Origin of the sequence: Chryseobacterium sp. JUb7 (genome assembly GCF_024806495.1) — a bacterium.
Taxonomy (GTDB): domain Bacteria; phylum Bacteroidota; class Bacteroidia; order Flavobacteriales; family Weeksellaceae; genus Chryseobacterium.
The window spans coordinates 111,983-134,586 of the sequence record NZ_JANUFF010000002.1 but is presented as its reverse complement, the minus strand read 5'-3'; the positions used below and the strand labels follow the sequence as shown (position 1 = coordinate 134,586).

Below are 22,604 nucleotides of genomic sequence, written 5' to 3'. Positions count from 1 at the left end.
TTAGTTTTTCTTAAATAAATTAATGCAACGGGGAGAAGTGCTTTGAAATTCGTTCAGCTGATAGTCTCCCCAGATTTTTATTCTTTCAAAACCACAGTCTGATGCATAAGAATTAATCGCTTCCAATGAATGAAGTTTTACTTTTTCAAAGAAATGAAAAGATTGTCCTTTATCTTCAAAACGAATATCTTTTATGATATGTCTCCCTTCTATTTTTTTCAGTATTTTAAACTCAATATCACCTCGTATGATGGTTGATTCCGGAATAATTCCGTGACGTACATAGACTTCATTGAGATAATCCAGTACAAAATAACCTCCGGGTTTTAAAGCATCATATACCGATTGGAAAACCTTTTTATCATCATTCTCGTTATCAAAATATCCGAAGCTTGTAAAAAGATTGAAAACGGCGTCCATAGGATCGGCATCAATGGGATTTCTCATATCATGAACATCAAACATCAATGTCTGATTTTCAAATTGTTTATTATGCTCAATACTCTGTCTGGAAAGATCCAATCCCAAAACATCATACCCAAGTTTGTTAAGAAAAACAGAATGTCTTCCTTTCCCGCATGCTAAGTCGATAATTTTTGAGTTGGGCGAAAGTTCAAGCTCTGAAGTGAGCTTGGTGATAAAATTTTCTGCCTCCGTATAGTCTCTGTTGCTATAAAGTAAATGATAATAAGGGGTATCAAACCAAGATTCAAACCATTCCATAGTGCAAAAATAGTGTTTTTTAGCCGACAGTTCACCGTTGTTGGGTGATGGTTTTTATCAGTTATAATTATTTCTGTCAACTATAGGCTGAGAACCAACAACTAAAATTGTATTTTTGCAAAATGGATACAGAAAACTTGAAAATTCAGATAAAAACATTTTTCGGATTAGAGGATATTTTAGCAGGAGAGATTAAAAAATTGGGTGGTAGAAACGTTGAGATTAAAAACAGGGCTGTAAACTGTGAGGGTGATCTTGGCTTTTTATACAAGATTAATTATTCTGCAAGAACAGCATTGAAAATTTTAATTCCTGTTTTTGAGTTTAAAGCTTTTAATCAGCAGCAGTTTTATAATAAGCTTTTCCAGTTTGCATGGGAAGATTATTTAGATGTTGATCAGACTTTTGCTATTGATGCTACCGTAAACTCTGAAACATTCAAGCATTCTCAGTTTGTAACCCTGAAAATGAAGGATGCTATTGTTGATTATTTTCAGGAAAAATTTAAAAAACGTCCGAATATTGAAACCCGATCTCCGGATATTAAGTTCCATTTGCATATCGACAGAGAATTGGTGACGATTTCTATGGATTCTTCGGGGGATGCTTTGTTTAAAAGAGGCTATAGAAAAGAGCAGGGTGAAGCGCCTATCAACGAAGTGTTAGCGAGTGGTATGCTGCAGCTGGCAGGCTGGGACGGAAAAGGGAATTTTCTTGATCCGATGTGCGGTTCCGGAACTTTATTGATTGAAGCGGCGATGATTGCTCTGGATCTTCCGGCGCAGATTTTCAGAAAAAGATTTGCTTTCCAGAACTGGAACAATTACGATGCCGATTTGTTTGCAAAAATTAAAGAAGTAAGAATCGGAAGGGTTAAGGAATTTACCGGAAAGATTGTAGGTTACGATATCGATGCAAGAATGCTGAATGCAGCAAGAACCAATATCGAAGCTGTCGAAATGGAAGATGTGATCGAGGTAAGAAAGCAGAATTTCTTTGAATCGAAGAAAGATCTTTTCCCTTTATTAATGGTATTTAATCCTCCTTATGATGAGAGAATTTCTATTAATGATGACGATTTTTATAAGAAAGTAGGAGATACTTTCAAAACACATTATCCAAATACATTAGCCTGGTTGATTTCATCGGATCTTGAAGCGGTAAAGAAAATTGGTCTTCGTCCGTCAAGAAAAATAAAACTTTTCAACGGAAAGTTGGAAACAAGATTTTTACAGTATGAAATGTATGAAGGAACAAAGAAAATTCATAAAATAGAAGGTAGAGAATCATAAAGATTCAGATTACTATAAAAGTTGCCATGCTGAGCTGTTATAGATCCGAAAAAGATCATGCGGCTTAGCGTGGCGATATTTTTTTTAGGTTGTTGAGCTTTTTTATTTTAAATGAAAAAATGAAGATTGAATCTGGTAGGATTTATTTTATATTTGGAAAATTCAAACTAATACATATGCCATTTGATTTTCTTGATGCTCTGGAAGGAATAGTGGATTTTCTGACTGTCTTTGGAAATGATAATTCGTCCTCCAAAAATATAGGGGATGATGAGAAACCTAAAGAGAACAAAAAAGTAAAATATATTGTTGAAAAAGTAAGTATTGCATTTTTAGCAATTACTTCAGTTTTGTTTTATATTGTTTTTAAAGATCCTTTACCCACTGGAAATTACATACAGACTCTTGTTGTCAGTTCGTTGATTGGATTGGGGATTGCCTTTGTTTTCTTTTTTATCCTCCATGTTCTGGAGCTTTATTATTTTAAAAGTTTCTTTCAGTTGTTGCTGTTCAGTTTTTCTGCCATATTATTTTTTATATCGGCTGTTATGGGAATTTATTTCAAGTCAGGGCTATTTATTTAAAAAGATAAATTTAGTAAAACAAAAAAGGCTTCATAAAATATATGAAACCTTTAAAGCTTATTAAATTGGTTGTGTGGTTTTATTTTTAGTTAATCGGAACTGCGTATAGGTTGTTTTCTCCCCATGCTGTACCTCCAAAATTAACAATCTCATTACCTGCACCCAGATTAGTTGAATTGGCAATTCTTACTCTATAATAATAAGTTTTTGGTGAAGAAGTGGTATTGTTAATAATAATAGAGCCGGTTATCATACTAAAAGTGTTTTGATTCGGTATAATGGCTCCACTAATGAAGTATGACCCCTGGATATCAGAACTATGGGTATTACTTGAAGGAGATTCTGTAAAGGTACTTTGTATCCATCCATATCCATTTGAGGGAACCTGATTTTTAGTACCTACTAACATATAACATATGACAACATATTTACTGTTTGCAGGGAGTGTAATTGTGGTTCCTGTATTGGTTCCTTGGGTTCCTGCGATAGAAGCATTTAACGTAACTCCGGGACCCATTGAAGACATCACAACAGGATTGGAAGTATTATTTGTTACCCACGATGCATTCCCGTTAGCGTCAGAAGTTAAAACTTTTCCTGCACCTTGTGTACCGTCAACAATTCTTACGGCAGGACTCGATGAATTGACGTGTAATTTTGTAGTAGGAGCATTGGTTCCTATCCCAACATTTCCGGTATCTCCTTTGATTCTCACTCGTTCAATTAACGCTCCTCCCGTAGAATTTCCAAAATAAAAATCCTCAGAATTTGCTGTACGGCTTGATCCGATAGCCCAGTTGGCTCCTCCGGAAGTTGTACCACTGTTAGTAAAGCCTAAAAGAGACATATTTCCGGATGCTATTGGAGAAGTGTTTCTTAACGCCAGAATAACACCGTTACCAGTTGTTGCAGGAGCATCAATCAAGTTATATCGGTAAGAATTAGGTGTATTTGCAGATACTACATGAAGTTTTGTCTGAGGTGAGGATGTTCCTAAACCTACTCGGTCATTGGCACCATCTACTGATAGTGTAGTACCGTCTACAGAGAATGAATTAACGGCTGATCCTACAAAAGCTAAAGTATTGGCATTTTGTGTCACCACACGGTTTCCGGTAAGTGTCCCGTTTGAGTTATAAATATTGGTGCTTGCGGATGCAGGAGCATTCTGCCATGTTGCAACACCGTTAGCATCTGATGTTAATACTTTGTTGGCACCCTGTGTACCATCTACAATTTTTACTGCTCCGGAAGTTGTAGATCTTACGTCCAGTCTGTTAGTGGGATCTGGTGTTCCTATCCCGAAATTACCATTCGTTAATAATACTGCTCCCGGTGCATCTGTAGCTGCTGATGAAGCATGGAATTGTAATCTGGTTGGACTTACTCCCAGACCATAAAATGATGTTCCGCCTGCGTTATTATAAACAGCCAGTTTTTTAGCGGCTGCATCAGTAGCAGCTAATCCTACATCTGTTCCTAGATCAAGTTTATTTTGAGGGTTTGTTGTACCCAAACCTATTCTGTGATTAGCTGCGTTGACAGAAAATGTATTCCCATCTACAGAGAAATGATTCGTTCCTGTAGTAGCTGTGCTTGTAAATGCCAAGGTATTATTAGCTTGAGCGACAGTTCTGTTGCTTTCGAGGGTGCCGTTAGAATTATATATATTGGTATTTGTAGTGGCGGGAACATTCTGCCATGTTGCTACACCATTGGCATCAGACGTAAGTACTTTGCTTGCTCCCTGTGTACCGTCTACAATTTTTACAGCTCCTGAAGAAGTAGATCTTACATCCAGCCTGTTAGTGGGATCTGTTGTTCCTATCCCGAAATTACCATTGGAAGCCAATACAGCTCCTGGTGCATCTGTGGCTGCTGATGAAGCGTGAAACTGTAATCTTGCAGGGCTTACCCCCAGACCATAAAATGATGTTCCGCCTGCGTTATTGTACACAGCTAGTTTTTTACCGGCTGCATCTGTAACAGTTGGCCCCGCGTCTGTTCCTAGATCAAGTTTATTTTGAGGGTTTGTTGTACCTAAACCTATTCTATGATTAGCTGCGTTGACAGAAAAAGTATTCCCGTCTACGGAGAAATGATTCGTTCCGGTAGTAGCCGTACTTGTAAACGCTAATGTATTATTATCTTGAGCAACGGTTCTGTTGCTTTCAAGAGTCCCATTGGAATTGTAAATATTTACAGAGCTTGACTTATTACTTGGGTTATCTAGTTTTACCCAAATTGTCCCATTAAAATAATAGTAGCCTACTGCATCTACATTAATGGTTGTTCCTGTTTGAGTCCCTGTGGAAACGTTGTTGATGTAAATCATTGTTGAGGTAGGAACACCCGTCATATTTTGAGCTCTTTGTCTGGTAACTCTGGGAGCTAAAAACCCATCAACATTTGTGGTGGTACCAGTAGCATTTTTAGCAGTTACGTCAAGTGTCGTTTGAGGATTTGGGGTATTTACTCCTACCTGAGCCATGGCAAATGATGCACTTATCGTACCAACAAGAATTAATATTTTTTTCATTTGTTTGTTTTTTTGTTGATGCAAACTTAGGATATCTCTAAATTTTAAAACGAATACAAATGAAGGAAAAGACAATAATGGTATCTATATAGTATTTGATTTATAGGGTGTTAGATAAAAGTAGTATGAAAGTAGTATACGATAAATGTTAATTAAATTCTAAATAGATGATAAATTAATTATTAAATTAAAATCATTATTTCCTTTAAGGATAAAATTTTAATAAGTACATCATAATTAAAAGTTACATTCATTATATAGGCTTTGGTTTATATCTTAAAAATAATAAGGATATACTAGTATTGTGTTGTTTTTCTTGTGTATATTTTTAATATAATTTGTTTAAATAAATATTTTTATAATTGATGAATCAGGGGGCAATTTTGTTCATTTGAAATTATAGGTGTGCTCATCTGCTTTTAAAGATTCAGAAATCAAAAATTATCATAAACTGTTTGTAAGTTCATTTCTGAATAAGTAATTTTGAGAAATTTTCAATTTGAATCCTACAATCTCCATAGTCGTTGCTATTTTTAATCGAAAAGACGAGCTTTTCGAATTGTTGAACTCCCTTACAGTTCAGTCCGATAGAGCATTTGAAATCATTATTGTCGATGACGGATCTTTTGTAGATCTTAAGCCTACGATCAATAATTTTAATACGATATTAGATATTAAATATTTCAGGAAAGAAAATTCCGGACCGGGGCTGACAAGAAATTTTGGAGCAGGAAAAGCTCAGAACGAATGGCTTGTATTTGTTGACAGTGATGTGATTGTGGAGAAAGATTATATTGAAAATATCAAAAAAAGTATTGTTGAAATTCCTTGTGATGCTTTTGGAGGTGCAGATAAGGCACATAAAGGTTTTAACCTGATGCAGAAAGCAATTTCTTATTCGATGACGTCCGTTTTTACAACCGGAGGAATCAGAGGAAATAAAAAAGCAGTTTCCAAATTTCAGCCCAGAAGTTTCAATATGGGTGTGAAAAAAGAAGTTTTTGATAAAGTCGGTGGTTTTTCAGAAATGAGAATAGGAGAGGATCCGGATCTTTCGATGACACTCTGGGAAAATGGCTATACTACCGCTTTTTTTGATACTATTGCTGTGTATCATAAACGCAGGGTAGATTTTGGGAAATTTTCAAAACAGGTCTATCAGTTTGGCTGTGCAAGACCTATTCTTAATCAGAGGCATCCGAATTATGTGAAAATTTCTTTTGCTTTCCCTACGTTGTTTATGTTAGGTTATATTTTAGGGTTTATAGAGTATTTTATTTTGGGAAGAGGGATTATTCTGGCTTTTTATGGATTGTATACTTTTATGGTCTTATTCCACGCTTTATGGGTGACTAAAAATATAAGTATTGCAGGGATGGCTGTTATATCGACCTATATTCAGATGTTTTCCTACGGATACGGATTTCTGAAATCGTGGGTATTGCTGAATATTTTCAGAATGAAGCCTGAAGACGCATTTCCAAAACATTTTCATAAAAAAGATTAGAAAAAACAAAAGCCATTGATAACAACGGCTTTTATTACAATAAAATTAGAATATGGAAATGGTTTCATGGTTGAGAACACCTACTTTCAGCATGCATTCTTTCATTTTCTCGTATGTTCGTTCGATGTCATGATCAAGCCCTATTGAAAATCTGATCAATCCATCGGAAATTCCCATAGCTTCACGTTCTTCTTCAGGAATTTCGGATGAAGTTGAGCTTCCGGAGCATGAGAATAAAGTTTTATAAAAGCCTAAGCTTACCGCCAGATAACCTAAGTTTTCCTGCTGCATCAATTCCATAAGCTCATTGGCTTTTTCTGTGGTTCCGGCGTCTAAAGTCAGTAATCCTCCGAATCCGTATTCCTCATGCATCATGCTTTTCATTAATTCATGATCTTTATGAGACGGTAATCCCGGATAAGAAACTTTTAAGCCATCTTTTTCAAATCTTTCTGCAAGATATAAGGCATTATGGCTATGCTGCTTGATTCTGATATGTAAGGTTCTAAGGTTTTTTAAAATACTTGCCGAACGGAAACTGTCCATGGTAGGACCAAGGAGCATGCATGCGCCGTTGTTAACATTTTTGGTGTCATTAATGAATTCCTGGCTGGCACAATAAACGCCTCCTACGGTATCGCTGCTTCCGTTGATAAACTTTGTCAGTGAATGAATCACAACATCAGCTCCAAGTAAGGTTGGCGATATATTTAAAGGTGAAAAAGTATTGTCAACAATCAGTTTTAAATTGTGTTTTTTGCAGATTGCAGAAAGTTTTCTCAGGTCAGCCACCTCTAAAAGCGGATTGCTTACACTTTCACAATAGATAACCTTTGTATTTGGCTGTATTGAAGCTTCGATGGCTTCAAAATTATTAATATCTAAAAATGTAGTGTCAATGTTAAAAGGAGGAAGGAAGTTTTTAAGGAAAGCATAGGTTCCTCCATAAATTGTTCTGCTTGAAATGATGTGGTTTCCGGCTTTGCAGATTTGCATTAAAACCGATGTGATAGCTCCCATTCCGGAAGCGGTTACATTGGCTGTCTCCGTATTTTCCATTTTGGCCAAAGCCTGTGAAAGATACAGATTCATAGGAGATGAATGTCTTGAATATAAATAACATCCGTCTGCATTTCCCTCAAATGTGTCGAACATCGTTTTTGCAGAGAGAAAAGTATAGGTTGAACTGTCTGAAATAGATGGATTTACACCACCGAATTCTCCAAAATATTGTAGATCCTGTATTTCATTTGCTGCATTAAAATTTTCCATAAATGTTTTTACCTTTTGTTGGGTTAAATATGAAATAATTCCGAAACTATTACAATTAATTTTTAATATATTAGAATATAAAACTATACTTTGTTTATTTAATAGATAAAAAGTTTGTTATATTTGATAAATGTAAATTTTGACCAAAAAATTATCTATGGACTTTGATGATGTTGATAAAAAACTGCTCCTTTTTTTGCAGGAAGATTCCAAACAAACGACCAAAGAACTGTCTTATAAGTTAGGTTTGTCGATTACTGCAGTATATGAACGCATTAAAAAGCTTGAAAATAATGGTGTAATATCAAAATATGTTGCCTTGCTTGACAAACAGAAAATTAACAGGGATTTTATCGTTTTATGCCATGTAAAGCTTTTGCAGCATAAAAAAGAATATGTGCTTCATTTTGAAAAAGAAATTATGAACTTACACGAAGTCACAGAATGTTTCCATGTAAGTGGTGATTATGACTATATTCTTAAAATAGGAGTGAGAGATATCGCCGACTACAGAAATTTTATGCTGACAAAACTGACAACCTTACAGCATATTGCAAGCACTCACAGTTCGTTTATGATTTCTGAGGTGAAGAATACAACAGCTATAGTTCTTTAACTTTTTAAATCAGAACTCCATTTTTAGAGGAAATAGGATCCGGAAGATCTGTTTCTCCTGTCATTTGCAAAAGATCAATTTCTATCGTTCTGCAGATAGAAAGCATCGGAACATCAAACATTAAGCCTGCAAAAGGGTTTTCGGAATAATCTCCTACCAGTTCCATGATAATGTAGATCCAGCCAATCGTGATACAGAAGGGGATAGATGTCCAGATTCCCCAGTCGCCTAATTTTTCAAATTCATTAACCAATCCCAAGGGAAGCAACATGATAAAAAGTACATTGAAGATAAATGCAGTACTGGCAAACTGCCTCGGAGAAGGAAATTTTTTAATTCTTTCAGCCTGCCCCTGAAAACCATAAAACTCGTTGAGTGCGGTCTGCAACTGGACCTGATTGAAATCGGAGATCGCTTTGGTATTTTTTAAATCATTAACATCTTTCGCCTGCTGGGAAATCAAATAAGTTGCAAAATTTTTATATTTTGATTGTAATTCAGCTTCTTCTTCCGAAAGGTATTTGTTAAGGAAAAGAGACGTTCTTCCGTAGTCAGGGAAGCCTGCTTTTATCAGTCTGTTTCTTCTGTGATTGATGTTGTAGTGGTGATGAGATTCTTCCGTGCTTATATGTTCCCATTCTGTCGGGACCAAAAGCTGCTCACGAAAGGCATACAGCCAGGCAATATGACGGTGGACAATTTTTTTTCTTCTGTCTTCCAGATCAAAAGTTCCTACTTCTTCATTTTTAACATCAAAAGCATATACCATTGAGGCGAATGATCGACTTGAATTGACAATTCCGCCCCATATTTTTCTGGCTTCCCATAATCTGTCATAAGCCTGATTATTTTTAAAACCAACCAAAAAAGCTTCTGCAGTACCAATTAATGCAACCGGTACCCATGGAATAGTCATCCACTGCCAGTGAAAAAAGTGAAATAAAACGGCGATCAGTGTACACCAAAGGGATATCCAGATTAAATGAAAACCGGATAAGTTGAGAACCTGTCTGTAGTTAAAATACTTTGTTGTAATCATGATTTGTGTTGAGGGTTATAATGAAAGTTATGACTTAAGCAAAATGAATACCAATTGAATTTTATAATAAATCTATGAAATAATTTTTGTTCCGGAAATAGTATTATTTGATTAATAATTTAAATAGGTTATAAGATTTAATGACAAACAGCTCATAAAAAAACCTCTAAAAAATTAGAGGCTTAAGGTATGTTTAGTATTGTAACATTTCTTCAATTTTGTTGCTGAGTTTTTCAGCGTTCGGAAGCATTTCTTTTTCCAGAATTAAATTGATCGGAACAGCAGGAACGTCTAAAGATCCCATTGTTTCAACCGGTGCATCAAGATATTTGAAGCAGTTCTTCGAAATTCTGTGTGCAAAGGCTTCAGCGAATGAATTGTTCAGTTGTTCTTCTGTCAGAACGATGCATTTTCCGTGAGCTTTTACTCTTTCGAAAACAAGTTCTTCATCCAGAGGAATAAGGGTTCTTAAATCAATAACTTCCACTCTTCCATTAAAGTTTTTAGCTGCCTCTTTAGCCCAGTAAACTCCCATTCCATAGGTTACAACCAATAAAGTTCTTCCTTTTTCAGTTTCATTTTTATCAGCTTCAATGATGATTTTTCCTTTTCCGAAAGGTAGGATGTAATCTTCCGCAGGTTCAATGGTTTTGGCATCTTCAGTTCCTGGAACTTTGCTCCAGTAAAGACCTTTATGCTCCAACATAACAACTGGATTGGGATCGTAATAGGCCGCTTTCAATAAACCTTTAAAATCGGCAGCGTTACTTGGATAGGCGATCTTAATTCCTTTAATATTCGCTAAGATGCTTTCAACGCTTCCACTATGGTAAGGGCCGCCTCCACCGTATGCTCCGATTGGAACTCTGATAATATTACTTACCGGAAATTTTCCCTGGCTTAAGTAGCTAGATTTTGATATTTCTGTAATCAATTGATTGATTCCCGGATAAATATAGTCCGCAAACTGTACTTCAACGATTGGCTTTAAGCCAACAGCACTCATGCCTGCTGTAGAACCGATAATATAAGCTTCCTGAATAGCAGTATTGAATACTCTTTTACTTCCGAATTTTTTTCCTAGAGTCACTGTTTCACGGAAAACACCGCCAATTCTTTCACCTACGTCCTGTCCGTAAAGAAGGGCTTCCGGATGTTTCCACATCAGCTCCTGGATAGCGTGAATAGCAGCATCTACCATCACGATTTTTTCTCCACCTGCCGGTTCGCGTGTTCCCACTTCTTCTGTAATTGGAGTAGGAGCGAAAACGTGCTGCATTACGGTGTCGGGAGTAGGATCTGCTGCATTTTTAGCTTTTTCGAAGGCTTCTTCAGCTTCAAGGCGGGCTTTTTTAGTGATTTGCTTTAATAATTCCTCATCAGCGCCTGCTTCAAGCAGTTGCTTTCGAAGAATTTCTCCCGGATCCTTGGCTCTGTGCTTTGTTAAATCTTCTTCATCTCTATAGAATTCTCTTCTCACTCCTGAAGTATGATGACCAATTAAAACTGTTTTTGCACATACAACTAAAGGTTTTCTTTCAGTTCTTACAAAATCAACAGCTTTTTTCATCACTTCAAAGCTTTCAACGAAATCTGTTCCGTCAACTCTCATTCTGCTTAATCCTGTAAATCCTGCTACAAAATCATAAGCATCACAAGTTCTGGCCTCTTCTTTTGTTACCGATATTCCCCATTCGTTATCCTGAACCAGAAAAATAATGGGAAGCTGATGCAAAGCTGCAAACTGTAAAGCTTCACTTACTTCACCTTCAGTTACAGAATTGTCTCCAAGGCTGCATATTACAACCGGGTTGTTTTCGAATTGCTGTAATTCAAAATCCTGAATATATTTTATCCCCTGTGCAACTCCTGTTGTCGGAATGGTCTGCATTCCTGTTGCTGAACTTTGATGAATAATCTTCGGTTTATTTTCATCTCTGCTTGAAGGGTGAGAATAATAAGATCTACCTCCTGAAAAAGGATCTTCTGCTTTTGCCAATAGCTGCAACATTAATTGATAGGGTTCAAAACCGATACCTAGAAGGATGCTTTCGTCTCTGTAATAAGGAGAAACCCAGTCTTCTTTTTTTAACTGATAAGCGGTTGCCAGCTGAATCGCTTCATGGCCTCTTGATGTACTATGAACGTATTTGCAAACATTTCTGTTTTCTTCGTAAATGTCTGCCATAGCCTTCGCAAGCATCATGTGGTTATAAGCCTTAAGCAAAATATCTTGAGAAACTTTTTCGTGAAGTGTATTTTCCATAGAAAGCAAATATACATAAAAAAACAAAATACTAACAAGCGTTAGTATTTTGTCTTAAATTATATGTTTAGGATCATTATTCTTTGATCACTTTCTTAGTAACTACATCTTTATCAGATTTCACTTCAATGATGTAAATTCCTTTAGTGTAAGAAGATATGTCGATAACTTCTTTATCACTGTTAATGACACCAGTCTGTAATCTCTTACCAGATAAATCATAAATAGTGAAAGATGACTTTTTAGGAGCTTTCAATACGTTTACGATATCTTTTGTAATAGTTGGAGCGATAACGATTCCGTTGTCTTTAGTAACTTCACCAGTTGCCAAAACTTGCTGCGTATATCCGGTAACGGCGATAGAGTAGTTTTGAGCAGTAGTTAAAGTTCCTTTATTGGTCACTTCAATTCTGTACTGTCTTCCTGCAACAGGAGCGTCAATGACTACTTGTTCTACGTTATCTACAGTGTTGTCTGCTTTAGTAGCAGGTGCTGATGGTGTTACAGGATTTAGTTTCCAAGGATAATAAACTGTATTGTTTGAAGTATCAACGATTCTTAAATCCAAATCATTTACCAATCTTGAAGATCTGTTGTTATAAGCGTCATTCCAAGTTAAGTTAGCTGGAACTTGATAAGCAGGATCAATCCAAGAAATGGTTACCTTTAACGGCTCAGTTCCTGAAGCTACTACAGTTTTGTTATTAGGGGTTCCGCTTGCTAATGATTCGTCGTTAAAAATAACAGTGTTGTTAGATTTTCCTACAAGAAGTTCTGCTCCTTTTTTAGCATCGATGAATCCCCATCCGAATAATGCATCCGGTCCGATATTTCCGGCTTCAGCAGCAGAATGAATCATTAAAGTTTTTGCTGAAGCAGCATTCAGTTCAGCGTTATTAAATAATTGCTTATTAATTTGAGTCCATAAACCGATGACACCAGTAACAACCGGAGCAGAATATGATGTTCCATCACCTACTGTAAGGCTATTACTTCCTGTAGTGTTTTCTGCTGTTGAGGCACTACCAACGCTAGTTCCTACCGCTGTAATATCTGGTTTGATACCACCGTCATCTCTTGGTCCTGCACTGCTGTAATCAGAGTGTACAACGTCAGTAGCTGCTAGATATCTGCCATTGTTTGCAGTAATAATATCAGTTGCACCTACAACGATGATGTTTTTAGCCAAAGAACCAGGTCCTATACAGTCACCACCATTGCTGCAGTTTGTTGTTGGAAGGGTGTCGGTTGCAGCAAATTGTACTAAATTACCATTGTTATCAGTGTAGTATTTAGGGAAATCTGATGTACCTGGATAGTCAGGTCCAAAACCGAAGTAATTACCAGAAGATTTTACAATAATATAAGATGGATTACTATATACTATGTTGTCATAGTTTTGATCATTGGTGAAATAGGTTCCCTGTAAGTCCATGGCTGTGGAAGGGCTTCCAAAGGCGCCGTTCCAAACCCATGCAGCGGCTCCGGCTACTGTAGCATTTGTCCAGCCTTGATTACTACCATAAGAGTGGTTGGAAATTTTTGGCTGAGCAGTGATGATTTTTTGGAATACTGTACTAGGTGTTGTATTTCCTGGCAAAGTAGTTGTACCAAAAGCATACGAGTCCATAGTAGAGTTTTTAGCAATACCCTGGAAATTTATCGTTCTTGTAGATCCGTTGGTAAAAGTTACTGTTTGTGTGTGCGCTCTTGCTCCTATAAATCCTGCTACAGAAGTTGAGTGAGCACTGTAATTCATAGTGCTGGCTTCTTTGTTCGTGATTCTGTTTGGAAGGTTGTCGAAAAACGCATGTCCTCCAAATACTCTGCCACCATCAAAAATTGTAAATTTGATGTTTTCACCGTTAAATGACCCGGTTAGTCCTGTAATTGTTCCATTTTGGAGAAAATCAGAATTAGAGTTTTTAATCTGATCCATGTCCTCAGGCTGTAAAAAGTATGGTTTGCCACTAGGGTCAAAGCCTGATAAGTTTCTTCTTTGCTCTTCAATCTCTTTTAAAACCTCCGGAGACCTGTTGGCTCCGTAACGTTTTGCAACATAAGAATCAAACTTCTCGTTGTTCTTATTGTTTTGCTTTTCAAATTCTCTTTTTAAGGCATCATTGCTTTGCGCACTTACTAAAGTTATCGCCAATGTGCTGATTAAAAGTAAATGTTTCTTCATAACAGCTTAGTAATATATTAAAAACGGTATAAGTAGCAAATATATATAAAATTTTTATTGCTCAGTAGTTTTAATTTAAATAATTGATGCTTTTGTGTTTTTGTCTTTAAATATTTTCTTAAATGTTTGTGTGTTTTTCATTTTAACTCTTAGTTTAAGGTTGAGGTATTATGAAAACTATTTCGTAAATTTTATATTAGTTTGGTGGAGGTAATAAGGAAGGCGGTGTGAATTTTCCGAAAAAATGAAGTAACTTTACATTCACTTTTAATTAAAAGCTGGAAAAAATTACATGTATTTAGTTTTTGACACTGAAACCACAGGTTTACCAAAGAATTTCAATGCTCCGCTTTCAGACTCAGACAACTGGCCAAGAATGGTTCAGATTGCATGGCAGTTACACAATGACGATGGGACACTTATTGAAAATCAGGATTATATTATAAAACCTGAAGGGTATGATATTCCTTTTAACGCGGCCAGAATTCACGGAATTACAACAAAAATTGCCAATGAAGAAGGGCGTGATCTGGAAGAGATTTTAAAGGAATTTTCTAAAGTACTTGAAAAAGTAAGAGTTGTTTCCGGGCACAATGTTGAATTTGATTACAATATTGTCGGAGCAGAGTTTTACAGAAAAAATATAGAAGATCATCTTCAGGAGAAACCTAAGGCTGATACGATGATTCTTGGGACAGATTTCTGTAAACTGGGAGGAGGCCGTGGAGGAAGATTCAAACCTCCGAAACTGGAAGAGCTTTACGAGAAATTATACGGACATAAGTTCGATGAAGCCCACAATGCGGCTGCCGACGTGAATGCCACTGCTCAGGTTTTCTTCGAAATGATGAGAATCGGAGTTATTCCTGCTGAAGTGCTGAAAACTTCTGAAGATCAGCTTGCCTATTTCAAAACATTGTATCCGGATCCGATCAAGCCTTTCAGTATTGTTATCAGAAGGCAGGTTGCGGACTTTAACAATAAGAAAAAGCAGCAGGATTTCGGAAGTATTGATGAGATTGATCTTGGAAGGTATTTCAATTTCGATAATCATAGTGTTTTTTCTACTTTGTCTGCTACTTCAAGCATTAACGACCTGATCAAAAAAGCGACTGATGATAATTTTCCAGCGGTCGGAATGGTGGATCTTGGGAATATGATGGGAGCTTTCAAGTTCGTATCTGCAGTTGAGGGAGCGAATGGTGACAGAGCAAAAAAACATAAAGAATATCTGACAAAAAAACAGGAAGCAGAAGAAAACGGAACTGAATTCAATGAAGAAGAGCCTGTTTCGGAACCGCTGATTCCGGTAGTTGGATGTGAATTTTATATTTCAGACCGTTACGAGCAGAAACAATTTACAAAAGATGATCCGGACAGAAGAACGCAGGTTGTTCTTTTAGCGAAAGATTTCAATGGCTATAAAAATCTGGCAAAACTTTCAAGTATAGGATTTTTAAAAGGATTTTATTTTGGTGTTCCGAGGATCAGCCGAGAATTGATTGCTGAATATAAAGAAGGTCTTATTGCTTTAACTTCAGGTATTCTTGGAGATATTCCTGATGCTATTTTAAATACCGGAGAGCAGAAAGGGGAGGAGCTTTTCAAATGGTGGAAAGATACTTTTGATGATGATTTTTATGTTCAGATTCAAAACCATAAACTTCCGGAGGAAGAGCATTTAAACGATGTCTTGCTGCATTTTGCAGATAAATATAATGTTAAGATTTTAGCGCAGAACGAAACTTTTTATACCAATAAAGATGATTCCAATATTCAGGATATTGTAAGCTGTATCAAAGATGGTGAAAAGCTGACAACGCCTGTAGGAAAAGGGTTTGGGAAGAGAAGAGGTCTGGCAACAGGAGAATATTTCATTAAGAATTCTGATGAAATCAAAGAAACTTTTCTGGCGTATCCTGATGCCTTTGATGCCTATGAAGAGTTTACGGCGAAATTTAAGCCCTACACTCTGAAAAGAGATGTTCTCCTTCCGAAATTTGATATTCCTGAAGAATTTATTCATGCGGAAGATGAAATTGATGGCGGTAAACGTGGTGAGATGGCTTATCTTACTCATTTAACATACGAAGGAGCAAGAAAAAGATATGCAGAAACGGGAATTACAGACGAGATTAAAGAACGTCTTGATTTCGAACTGGATGTAATTGCCAATACAGGTTACCCGGGGTATTTCCTGATTGTACAGGATTTCTGTAACGAAGCCCGAAATATGGGTGTTTGGGTAGGTCCGGGGCGTGGTTCTGCCGCGGGTTCAGCAGTAGCTTATACCATCGGAATTACCAATGTTGACCCAATTAAATATGACCTCCTTTTTGAGAGATTCCTAAATCCTGAAAGGGTTTCCATGCCCGATATTGATATTGACTTTGATGATGAAGGTCGTGATAAAATCATCAAATGGGTAGTTGAAAAATACGGAAAAAATCAGGTAGCCCAGATTATCACTTACTCGGTTTTGGGTGGTAAATCGGCGATCAAAGATGCGGGAAGAGTACTGGATGTCCCGATTCCTGATACCAATAATATTGCAAAGCTTATTCCTCCGAGTCCGGGGATGAATATTGCAAAAGCTTTAGCAAAATATGACAAATTAAAGCCTGAAGAACAGATGCTCGTTGATGAAATGAGATATGTTTTAAGCAGTCCGGATGATGCACGTCATGGCGTGCTGGCGAGTGCTAAAAAAATGGAAGGCTGTATCAGAAATACAGGGATTCATGCCTGTGGGGTGATCATTACACCGGAGGATGTGAGTAATTTAGTTCCGGTAACGATTGCTGCTAAAGATGCAGATATTTTAGTTTCGCAGTTTGATAACTCGGTGGCGGAAAGTGCGGGTCTTCTGAAAATGGACTTCCTGGGTCTTAGGACGCTGACGATTATTAAAGATGCATTAAAACTGGTTAAGGCAAGGCATGGAGTGGATATTAATCCGGATTTGATTCCTCTGGATGATACAAAGACTTATCAGCTGTTTAAAGAAGGCAGAACGGTCGGGATTTTCCAATATGAAAGTCCGGGAATGCAGAAATATATGAGAGAGCTTAAGCCAACGGTTTTTGCCGATCTTATTGCCATGAATGCGCTTTACCGTCCGGGTCCGATAAAATATATCCCGAATTTCATTAACAGAAAACACGGGATTGAAGAAATTGTCTATGATTTACCGGAAACGGAAGAGTATTTAAAAGAAACATACGGGATTACGGTATATCAGGAGCAGGTAATGCTTCTTTCTCAAAAACTGGCCAACTTTACAAAAGGTGAGGCGGATACGTTGAGAAAGGCAATGGGTAAAAAGCAGATCGATGTTTTGAATAAGATGTACCCGAAATTCATTGAAGGAGGGCGTAAAAATAATCTGAATGAAGAAAGACTGGAGAAAATCTGGAATGACTGGAAAGCCTTTGCGGAATATGCCTTTAACAAATCTCACTCGACCTGTTATGCGTTAATTGCTTATCAGACAGCGTATCTAAAGGCAAATTATCCTGCAGAATATATGGCGAGTGTTATGAGTAATAACATTAACAATACGGATTCAATTACCATGTTTATGGAGGATTGCAAAAGTATTGGAGTAGATGTTTTAGGTCCGGATGTTAACGAATCCCAATATAAATTCTCAGTAAACGAAAAAGGGCAGATCCGTTTTGGTTTGGGAGCGATTAAAGGAATTGGTGAAGGTCCGAGTGAAGGAATTACAAAAGAGAGATCTAACGGAAGGTTTAAAAATATTTATGATTTCTTCGAAAGAATTCTGCCTTCTCAGATGAATAAACGTGTTGCGGAAAGTTTGGTTTTGGCTGGTGCTTTTGATGAACTGGATTCTTTTCACAGAGGTCAGTATTTTGATATTGATATGGCCGGAAGAACCAACCTTGAAAGACTGATAAGATACGGACAGAGTTTCCAGGAAAGTAAAAATGAGATGGAATTTTCTCTTTTTGCTGATTTTGCTGATGAGGTTCAGATTGAGCAGCCCAAATTGGCTCCGTGCCCGGAATGGCCGAATATGCATAAGCTTAACAAGGAAAAAGAAATTATCGGATTCTATCTTTCTGCTCACCCGCTGGATGAATTTAAATATCAGTTCCAGTTTATGGCTGGAAATCTTTCGAAAAAATCTGTACTTGAAAAAGAGGAAGAAGAAAAAATAGTTACCGATGAAGTTCCTATTCTGGAAAAAGATTCTGTGGATGAAGTCGCAGATCTTATAGAAATTGTTTCTGATGATCCATTAGCCGGAGAAGAGGAGATTATTGAAGAAGTTACTAAAAAGGCTGAGCCAAAAGGTAATTTTATGTTCTTAAACCTAGATGAGGTGGATGCTTATAAAGAGCAGGCTTTTTCTAATAAGCAGGAAGAGCTGTTTGAAGAAAAGAAAAAAGACTGGAAAACATTACAGAAAGAAAGAGAAAATGGTGGTGCAGGAAAAGAATATACGGTAGCCGGATTGATCACTGAATATGTAGTGAAAGATGGTTTCAGAAGTGGCGAAAAGGTTGCTTTTGTAACGCTGGAGGACTATTCGGGATCGTATTCTTTCAGGTTGGGGGATCGTGATTATATGAAATTGAAGGAAAAGCTTGAAGTACAGCGATTTGTTATTTTTAAAATAAAATTTGCTCAGGTTAAAGACGGACGTGTTTTTGTGAACGTGAATGATGTCATTGAGCTTCAGGAAGCTTTTGAAAGATTTGCAAAGAGTATTTCTCTGGTGATGGATGTGATGGATGTAAGACCCGAAGATCTGTCATTTTTCAGAACGGTTCTTGAAAGAAATCAAGGAAATCAGAAGCTGAAGTTTTTTATCAAAAATATTGAAGATGATTCTCATATAGAAGTGCAGTCGATGAAGCATACAGTGAATCTGAATGGTGATCTGATTAAGGAAATTCAACTCCTTAATAAATATGAGTTTTATCTGAATTAAAATGAATGATTTCTTATAAATAAAGTGGCTTTCGGGTCACTTTTTCTGTTTTGAAAACAGATTTAATAGTAGAGTTATTTGTTCAGTTGCTTGATTTTTAGGCATTTATTTTTAGGTTGTGGTATTGTGATATGTTTAATTTATATTAAATAAATGTTTAATTTTTATATTATTTTAACTTATTTCATTTTATATGTTTAAAATTTTATAATATTTTATGATTTTGTTTTAAATATTTTTTTACATTTACCGCCTAATCTATATTCTTACTAAGTATGAAAAAACGAAATCTACTCTTTCTGCTATTGATAGGGTTGTTTACCTGTCAAATGTATCTGGCGCAAAGTTTTACATTGACTACGTGCTCCTCGGGACTCTCTTCGAATACATATGGTCCTATGAACAGTACCACTACTGCGAATAACAAAAACAGAACGGCATTTATTATTCCGGCTTCACAGTTGGTTAATATCGCTAACGGGACTATTACGTCTACTTATTTTAAAAGGTTGACTGCTTCAGGGACCCTTAATGCTACCACAACTTTCAAAATCTATCTGAAAAATACATCAGTTACCGATTTTGGATCCGGAACACCGGACTGGGCAACAGAAACCGGAACGGCAACATTGGTGTATGATTCCAATCCGGATGTGGCTGTGGGAAGTTCTGCCGGTTTTAAGCAATTTCAGCATGCTACCAATTTTGTATATACTTCAGGCAGTAATCTTGCTGTTTATCTGGAATATGTACAGACAACAGCACAGGCTGCTACTATTGCCTGGGATTATGAATACGGTTCAAGCTGTATCAACACTTCGAACAGCAATACTACGAAGTATTTAAACACTTCCAGTGCATTTGGAGCAACTCTTACAACTTCAAATTACAGAAGACCTGTAATAGCATTTGATGCTACAGTGCCTCCGCCAACAACACCTCCTTCTTGTACTACGGTTTCAGCTCCGGCTAATAATGCTACTGCAGTGTCTGTTACCCCTACTTTTACATGGGCTTCAACAGCGATTACATCAAGCTATGCAATCAGTGTAGGGACAACGCCTGGAGGTACAGATGTTATGAATAATGTAGATGTGGGTAATGTTACTACATATGCTGTTCCTGCAGGAACTCCATTAGCCTATTCCACACAATATTACTTAACAGTAATCCCTAAAAATGCAGTGGGATCTGCAACGGGATGTACGAGTACGGCATTTACAACGACTACAATTCCTTGTCCGTCAGTGTCAGCTCCGGCTTCTAATGCAACAGGAGTTTCTCTGACTCCTACTTTTACGTGGACGGCGGCACCGCAGGCAACAGGATATAGATTAAGAGTGGGGACTACAGCAGGAGGAACTGATGTTGTCAATAATTTTGATTTAGGAAATGTAACAACATATACGCTGCCGACTCCTTTGGCAACGTCTACAAAATATTACTATTCTGTATCTTCTTACAGTGCATCAAGTAATTCTGCAACCTGTACGGAAAGAAATTTCACAACAGTTTGTGGAACTTTACCGGCACCGTTCCTTGAAACGTTTAGTGGTGGAGCTCTGCCTGCCTGTTGGTCTACTTCAAGTACAAATAATACAGGATATGCTTTATGGTTATTTAGCGGAACTCCGGATTATGGGACAACAAATAATGGAGCAGCTGCCGGTACTTTTGCCTGGGTAGATGCTTCTTCACCATATACAGGAGTACATGATGTTACTTTAACTTCTCCTCAGGTCGATATTGCAGGTTTATCAGCTCCTTATGTTCAGTTTAAATGGTTTAAAAATCATTTGTCAACTGCAACGGGAACTACTCAGCCTGCATATGATAATAACCAATTGACCGTACAGGTTAAAACACTTGCGGGAACAACGTGGGAAACAATATTTACTTCTTCCACAAATAGTTCTTTATGGAGAACGGAAGGTGTTGTATTACCGGCTGCTTATATCGGTACGACAGTGCAGGTGAGATTTGTGGTTGATAAAGATGTAGCCGGAAACGGATATTTCTATGACAATGTATTATTGGATGATGTTGAGATTAAAAACGCTCCTACCTGTGCAGTGCCTGTTTCACCAGTGATTACAGGGACTACCAATCTTACTTCCGGAGTTAGCTGGACAGCTCCGACGGCTGCTCCTGCCAATGGTTATGATGTATATTACAGTGCTTCAAGTACAGTGCCTACATCAATTTCAACGCCTAATGCAACTGGGGTTTTAGCAACCAATTATGTAATTAATTCTAATATAAGCCAGGGAAATACCTATTATGTATGGGTGAGATCACGTTGTTCAGCAAATGATCAGAGCTCTTGGGTAGGACCGGTATCGTTTGCACTGATGCCTTCAAACGAAGATTGTGCTACAGCAGTTACTTTAACAGTAAATCCTGATCTTTCGTGTGGGGCTACAACAGCCGGTACCACGTTGGGAGCAACTGCTTCAAATATTCCCGTGGGAACTTGTACGGGGAACCCTGATGATGATGTGTGGTATAAATTCGTAGCAACGAGTACTTCGCACTTGATTACTCTGTCAAATGTTGTGTCTACAGGCAGTTCTTCATCTACAAGTTTATACACTCAGGTGTTTAGCGGATCTTGTGCAACACCTACAAGTATTAAATGCGGAACAACAAACAGTACTTCTTTAACGGGACTTACAGTAGGTGAAACCTATCTTGTGAGAGTATATAACAGCAATGGTGCCGGATATAATAACAACTTTAATATCTGTGTAGGTACGCCACCGCCGCCGCCGTCAAATGATGAATGTGCAGGAGCTACTTCTCTTACGGTAGCAGGAAGCTTTGCGACTGCTGCGATCAATACGACTAACGCTGGTGCTACTACGAATGTTACATCAACCTGTCAAAGTACAAACTCTGTAAACAATATCTGGTTTACAGTAGTTGTTCCGGCTTCAGGAAGTGTGACGATTGAAACGGGTGCTGTTTCAGGGTCTCCGTTTACAGATTCTTTATTGGCTGCTTATAGCGGAACTTGTGGATCTTTAACTCAGATTTCTTGTAACGACGATATCACATCCGGTTCAAATCTGTTCTCAAGAGTTACTTTAACGGGAAGAACGCCTGGCGAAGTGATTTATGTAAGTGTATGGAGATATAATCCTACAGGTTCTGACGGTCCTATTCAGGTTGGGGCTTATGATAGTTCATTGCTTGCAACAGGTGAGGTTTCGGGAGCTAAAAATACCATTAAAGTATATCCGAATCCATTTGTGGATGTCTTGAATATCTCTGATATTTCAAAAGTGAAGTCGGTTTCTGTGACGGATATTGCCGGAAGATTGGTGAAAACAATTGCAAATCCTTCTTCGGAGCTTCAATTGGGTGAGCTGAATTCAGGACTTTATTTAATCACTCTTGAGCTTAAAGATGGTTCAAAACAAACGATTAAAGCGATTAAAAAATAATTTTTAAATACTTTTAAGTAATGAGATAGCGGCTAAATTTTAGCCGCTATTTTTTATTTCAAATTAATATTAAAATAAGTTAAATGCTTGTTTAATAAATAAAAAAATACCATAAATAGTAAATTATATTAAATAAATTCATACATTAGCCTTCCTAATTTTATTTTTTACTAAG

General features: G+C 37.2%; 12 protein-coding genes. 6 read left to right on the top strand and 6 right to left on the bottom strand.

The genetic code is table 11. From position 1 onward, the window contains the following. Window positions 1–723, bottom strand: a complete 723-nt coding sequence (locus M2373_RS04160) for a class I SAM-dependent methyltransferase (RefSeq protein WP_310467929.1) — start codon at window positions 721–723, stop codon at window positions 1–3. Window positions 724–845: 122 nt separating this feature from the next. Between M2373_RS04160 and M2373_RS04155 the strand changes: the two genes are divergently transcribed. Both M2373_RS04155 and M2373_RS04150 read left to right on the top strand, forming a co-directional pair. Continuing rightward, window positions 846–2,015: a class I SAM-dependent RNA methyltransferase gene (locus tag M2373_RS04155; RefSeq protein ID WP_259107863.1), complete on the top strand. Its 1,170-nt coding sequence runs from the start codon at window positions 846–848 to the stop codon at window positions 2,013–2,015. 176 nt (window positions 2,016–2,191) lie between these two features. After that, complete coding sequence (locus M2373_RS04150) at window positions 2,192–2,599, top strand: branched-chain amino acid ABC transporter substrate-binding protein (protein WP_259107862.1); 408 nt, start codon at window positions 2,192–2,194, stop codon at window positions 2,597–2,599. Between the two features lie 85 nt (window positions 2,600–2,684). Here the strand turns inward: M2373_RS04150 and M2373_RS04145 are convergent, their stop codons facing one another. After that, entirely contained in the window at window positions 2,685–5,138 is a 2,454-nt protein-coding gene (locus M2373_RS04145; RefSeq protein ID WP_259107861.1) for a hypothetical protein, read from the bottom strand. 499 nt (window positions 5,139–5,637) lie between these two features. Here M2373_RS04145 and M2373_RS04140 point away from each other — a divergent pair, with 499 nt between their 5' ends. Beyond that, complete coding sequence (locus M2373_RS04140; RefSeq protein ID WP_259107859.1) at window positions 5,638–6,645, top strand: glycosyltransferase family 2 protein; 1,008 nt, start codon at window positions 5,638–5,640, stop codon at window positions 6,643–6,645. A 45-nt stretch (window positions 6,646–6,690) separates the two neighbouring features. Here the strand turns inward: M2373_RS04140 and M2373_RS04135 are convergent, their stop codons facing one another. Then, on the bottom strand, window positions 6,691–7,917 hold the full coding sequence (locus tag M2373_RS04135) for an aminotransferase class I/II-fold pyridoxal phosphate-dependent enzyme (protein WP_259107857.1): 1,227 nt from the start codon (window positions 7,915–7,917) through the stop codon (window positions 6,691–6,693). A 157-nt stretch (window positions 7,918–8,074) separates the two neighbouring features. Between M2373_RS04135 and M2373_RS04130 the strand changes: the two genes are divergently transcribed. Continuing rightward, window positions 8,075–8,533: an Lrp/AsnC family transcriptional regulator gene (locus M2373_RS04130; RefSeq protein ID WP_259108882.1), complete on the top strand. Its 459-nt coding sequence runs from the start codon at window positions 8,075–8,077 to the stop codon at window positions 8,531–8,533. Window positions 8,534–8,537: 4 nt separating this feature from the next. Here the strand turns inward: M2373_RS04130 and M2373_RS04125 are convergent, their stop codons facing one another. The 3 genes from M2373_RS04125 to M2373_RS04115 all read right to left on the bottom strand — a co-directional run bounded on the left by M2373_RS04125 (window position 8,538) and on the right by M2373_RS04115 (window position 14,023). Further along, the gene (locus tag M2373_RS04125) at window positions 8,538–9,572 is read right to left on the bottom strand and encodes a bestrophin family protein (RefSeq protein ID WP_259107854.1); all 1,035 of its coding nucleotides are present in this window, start codon (window positions 9,570–9,572) and stop codon (window positions 8,538–8,540) included. A gap of 193 nt (window positions 9,573–9,765) precedes the next feature. Next, window positions 9,766–11,838, bottom strand: coding sequence for a thiamine pyrophosphate-dependent enzyme (locus M2373_RS04120; protein WP_259107851.1), 2,073 nt, complete (start codon window positions 11,836–11,838; stop codon window positions 9,766–9,768). A gap of 76 nt (window positions 11,839–11,914) precedes the next feature. After that, window positions 11,915–14,023 (bottom strand): S8 family peptidase, encoded by a 2,109-nt coding sequence (locus tag M2373_RS04115; RefSeq protein WP_259107848.1) that lies wholly within the window; start codon window positions 14,021–14,023, stop codon window positions 11,915–11,917. 292 nt (window positions 14,024–14,315) lie between these two features. Here M2373_RS04115 and dnaE point away from each other — a divergent pair, with 292 nt between their 5' ends. Together dnaE and M2373_RS04105 are read left to right on the top strand one after the other, a co-directional pair. Beyond that, the gene (dnaE, locus tag M2373_RS04110; protein ID WP_259107846.1) at window positions 14,316–18,983 is read left to right on the top strand and encodes a DNA polymerase III subunit alpha; all 4,668 of its coding nucleotides are present in this window, start codon (window positions 14,316–14,318) and stop codon (window positions 18,981–18,983) included. 275 nt (window positions 18,984–19,258) lie between these two features. Continuing rightward, window positions 19,259–22,429 (top strand): T9SS type A sorting domain-containing protein, encoded by a 3,171-nt coding sequence (locus M2373_RS04105; RefSeq protein ID WP_259107844.1) that lies wholly within the window; start codon window positions 19,259–19,261, stop codon window positions 22,427–22,429. Window positions 22,430–22,604: the final 175 nt, after the last annotated feature.

Excerpts from the sequence above, each read along its gene's own strand:
- M2373_RS04160 (WP_310467929.1), bottom strand. The coding sequence starts at position 723 with ATGGAATGGTTTGAATCTTGGTTTGATACCCCTTATTATCATTTACTT.
- M2373_RS04155 (WP_259107863.1), top strand. The coding sequence starts at position 846 with ATGGATACAGAAAACTTGAAAATTCAGATAAAAACATTTTTCGGATTA.
- M2373_RS04150 (WP_259107862.1), top strand. The coding sequence starts at position 2,192 with ATGCCATTTGATTTTCTTGATGCTCTGGAAGGAATAGTGGATTTTCTG.
- M2373_RS04145 (WP_259107861.1), bottom strand. The coding sequence starts at position 5,138 with ATGAAAAAAATATTAATTCTTGTTGGTACGATAAGTGCATCATTTGCC.
- M2373_RS04135 (WP_259107857.1), bottom strand. The coding sequence starts at position 7,917 with ATGGAAAATTTTAATGCAGCAAATGAAATACAGGATCTACAATATTTT.
- M2373_RS04130 (WP_259108882.1), top strand. The coding sequence starts at position 8,075 with ATGGACTTTGATGATGTTGATAAAAAACTGCTCCTTTTTTTGCAGGAA.
- M2373_RS04125 (WP_259107854.1), bottom strand. The coding sequence starts at position 9,572 with ATGATTACAACAAAGTATTTTAACTACAGACAGGTTCTCAACTTATCC.
- M2373_RS04120 (WP_259107851.1), bottom strand. The coding sequence starts at position 11,838 with ATGGAAAATACACTTCACGAAAAAGTTTCTCAAGATATTTTGCTTAAG.
- M2373_RS04115 (WP_259107848.1), bottom strand. The coding sequence starts at position 14,023 with ATGAAGAAACATTTACTTTTAATCAGCACATTGGCGATAACTTTAGTA.
- dnaE (WP_259107846.1), top strand. The coding sequence starts at position 14,316 with ATGTATTTAGTTTTTGACACTGAAACCACAGGTTTACCAAAGAATTTC.
- M2373_RS04105 (WP_259107844.1), top strand. The coding sequence starts at position 19,259 with ATGAAAAAACGAAATCTACTCTTTCTGCTATTGATAGGGTTGTTTACC.